Consider the following 2,644-nt stretch of genomic DNA (forward strand, 5'->3'; position numbering starts at 1 on the left):
GATCTTCCGCGACCGCGAATTCGAGTTCGAATTCGCGGTCGCGGAAGATCGGCAGGCTCCAGGGATATTGGTCCCAGTCGGCAACGCGCGACGGCTCAAGCAAGATGCGCTTGAGATAGGGCGCTTTCAACCGTGTCAGTTGCTTACGGGCAGCCACGTCGAACCTTCAGCGATAGAAATGCGCGGCATCCGGAAAAATTATTCGTCGGTCCATTTCGGCTTGCGCTTGCCGATGAAGGCGCCGATGCCCTCCTCGGCGTCGCGCGCCAGCATGTTCTCGACCATCACGCGGCCGGTATAGGCATAGGCGTCGGCCAGCCCCATTTCGGCCTGGGCGTAGAAGGCTTCCTTGCCAGTCTTGACCACCAAAGATGATTTTGAAGCAATGGTTTGCGCGTATTTGCTGACGACCTGATTGAGATATTCGCGCGGCACGATACGGTTGACCAGACCGAATTCCTTGGCGGTCGCGGCGTCGATCGTCTCGCCGGTGAGCAGCATCTCCATCGCCTGCTTGCGCGAGACGTTGCGCGACAGTGCCACCATCGGCGTTGAGCAGAAGAGACCGATGTTCACGCCCGGCGTACAGAAGCTGGCCTCATGCGAAGCGATTGCGAGGTCGCAGCTGGCGACCAGTTGGAGACCGGCGGCAGTCGCCAGGCCGTCAACCTCGGCGATCACCGGCTTCGGGTGGCGCACGATGGTCTGCATGAGCCCGGCGCAAGCGGCGAATGTCTCCTCGAAGAAAGCCTTGCCGCGATCCGGATCGGTCCGGTGCGCCGTCATTTCCTTGAGGTCATGACCGGCGCAGAACACCTTGCCCGACGCCGCCAGGATGATGACGCGCACGGATTTGTCGGCCTTCACGCGATCGAACTCGGCCCGCAGCGTCGCCATCGTCGCCAGTGAGAGCGCGTTGGCCGGCGGGCTGGCAAGCGTGAGGCGCAGGATGCCCTTGTCCTGGCTGACAAGAACGGGGCCGTCGGCGACGGCGGGCTTGATGGCGACGACTTCTGCCATTTCCAATCTCTCTTGGTCAGCGCTCGCGGCGCATGGAGCAACAGAACTAGCACGCTGCCGGTTGAAGAACAGCCGCGAGACGTGTTTTCTCCGTCGCACCGTTTGGTCCAGGCACATCGCCCGGAGCCTGCCATTCATATAGGACGTTGCCTATGCCCGCCCAAAGCGATCTGAAGCCAATGCTCAACGCGGCCGAAGTCAACGCGCTGATGGCGAGCGTCTATCCGCAGCTCAACGACAAGTTCACCTCCTACGAGGCGATCGAGGTGTTTCCCGGCGGCTGCACGGTACGCCTCAACGCTGATGAGAGGCATCTGCGCCCCGGCGGCACTGTATCCGGTCCGTCGCTGTTCACGCTGGCCGACATCGGCGGCTATGTCTGCGTGCTCAGCCATGCTGGACCGGACGCGCTTTCGGTGACGGTCAACCTCGACATCAACTTCATGCGCAAGGCAGAGGCCGGTCCGATCGACGGCCATTGCCGGATCCTGAAGCTCGGCAAGAGCCTGATGGTGTTCGACATCGACATCGTCGCAGGTCCTGATGGGCACACTGTGGCGCATGCCACGGGGACCTACTCGATCCCAAGGAAGCGCGATAGTGATGCGGTAAAATAATACCACATCATCAGCGCATTGTTTTTGCTATATTTATTCGCCGGAGCGCATTTTCCATTGCCTTGACGGGGCAGGCGCCCTCGCCTATAAGCCCACCCGAAGCAGCGGCCCGCAACGGCCGCCGTTTTGTTATTTGGCAGGAGGCTTCGGCTTTCCGTCAATCCAAGCAACAAGAAACGCCTTCTCTTGTCCCTCGTGGACAGGAAAGGTCAACCTGAGAGCAAAACCATGGCTACCTTTTCGCAGAAGCCTGCGGATGTGGTGAAGAAGTGGGTGCTGATCGACGCCGAGGGTCTCGTCGTCGGTCGTCTGGCCACCGTCATCGCCAACCATCTGCGCGGCAAGCACAAGCCCACCTTCACCCCGCATGTCGATGATGGCGACAACGTCATCGTCATCAATGCCGACAAGGTGGTGTTCACCGGCAAGAAGTACACCGACAAGGTCTATTACTGGCACACCGGCCATCCCGGCGGCATCAAGGAGCGCACCGCGCGCCAGCTGCTCGAGGGCCGCTTCCCCGAGCGCGTCGTCGAGAAGGCCGTCGAGCGCATGATCCCGCGCGGCCCGCTTGGCCGCCGCCAGATGAAGAACCTCCGCGTCTATGCCGGCGCCGAGCATCCGCACACCGCCCAGCAGCCCGTCACGCTCGACGTGGCCAAGCTGAACTCCAAGAACAAGAGGGCTTCGTAATGGCTGAGCTTTCCTCGCTCGCAGAACTCGGCACCGTCGCCGCGCAGCCGGCCGCGCCCGTGCATGTCCAGAAGCTCGACAAGTCGGGCCGCGCCTATGCCACCGGCAAGCGCAAGAACGCCATCGCGCGCGTCTGGGTGAAGCCGGGTTCCGGCAAGATCACTGTCAACGACAAGGAATTCGCGAGCTATTTCGCGCGTCCGGTGCTGCAGATGATCCTCAACCAGCCGATCGTCGCGGCCAACCGCGCCGGCCAGTACGACATCGTCGCCACCGTCATCGGCGGCGGCCTCTCGGGTCAGGCGGGCGGCGGG

The 2,644-nt window shown here is 62.3% G+C and carries 4 protein-coding genes and 1 pseudogene; 3 read left to right on the forward strand and 2 right to left on the reverse strand.

Annotation, left to right across the window (positions count from 1 at the left end):
- Both EOD07_RS38740 and EOD07_RS30015 read right to left on the reverse strand, forming a co-directional pair.
- Positions 1-157 (reverse strand): annotated as a pseudogene (locus EOD07_RS38740) (ATP-binding protein); the annotation flags it as partial.
- A gap of 41 nt (positions 158-198) precedes the next feature.
- Complete coding sequence (locus EOD07_RS30015) at positions 199-1,020, reverse strand: enoyl-CoA hydratase (RefSeq protein WP_127237899.1); 822 nt, start codon at positions 1,018-1,020, stop codon at positions 199-201.
- 152 nt (positions 1,021-1,172) lie between these two features.
- Here EOD07_RS30015 and EOD07_RS30020 point away from each other — a divergent pair, with 152 nt between their 5' ends.
- The 3 genes from EOD07_RS30020 to rpsI form a co-directional block, all read left to right on the forward strand.
- Positions 1,173-1,637 (forward strand): PaaI family thioesterase, encoded by a 465-nt coding sequence (locus tag EOD07_RS30020; protein ID WP_127237900.1) that lies wholly within the window; start codon positions 1,173-1,175, stop codon positions 1,635-1,637.
- A gap of 228 nt (positions 1,638-1,865) precedes the next feature.
- Positions 1,866-2,330 carry a 50S ribosomal protein L13 gene (gene rplM / locus EOD07_RS30025; RefSeq protein ID WP_040983169.1) on the forward strand — a complete coding sequence of 155 codons (465 nt, stop codon included), beginning with the start codon at positions 1,866-1,868 and terminating at the stop codon, positions 2,328-2,330.
- Positions 2,330-2,644 (forward strand): 30S ribosomal protein S9 (gene rpsI / locus EOD07_RS30030; protein WP_127237901.1); only part of this gene is annotated, 315 nt, incomplete at its 3' end. The genes rplM and rpsI, both read left to right, overlap by 1 nt.

The sequence above is a fragment of the Mesorhizobium sp. M2C.T.Ca.TU.002.02.1.1 genome (assembly GCF_003997225.1).

Coding starts and splice junctions, on each gene's coding strand:
- EOD07_RS30015 (WP_127237899.1), bottom strand. CDS start 1,020: ATGGCAGAAGTCGTCGCCATCAAGCCCGCCGTCGCCGACGGCCCCGTT.
- EOD07_RS30020 (WP_127237900.1), top strand. CDS start 1,173: ATGCCCGCCCAAAGCGATCTGAAGCCAATGCTCAACGCGGCCGAAGTC.
- rplM (WP_040983169.1), top strand. CDS start 1,866: ATGGCTACCTTTTCGCAGAAGCCTGCGGATGTGGTGAAGAAGTGGGTG.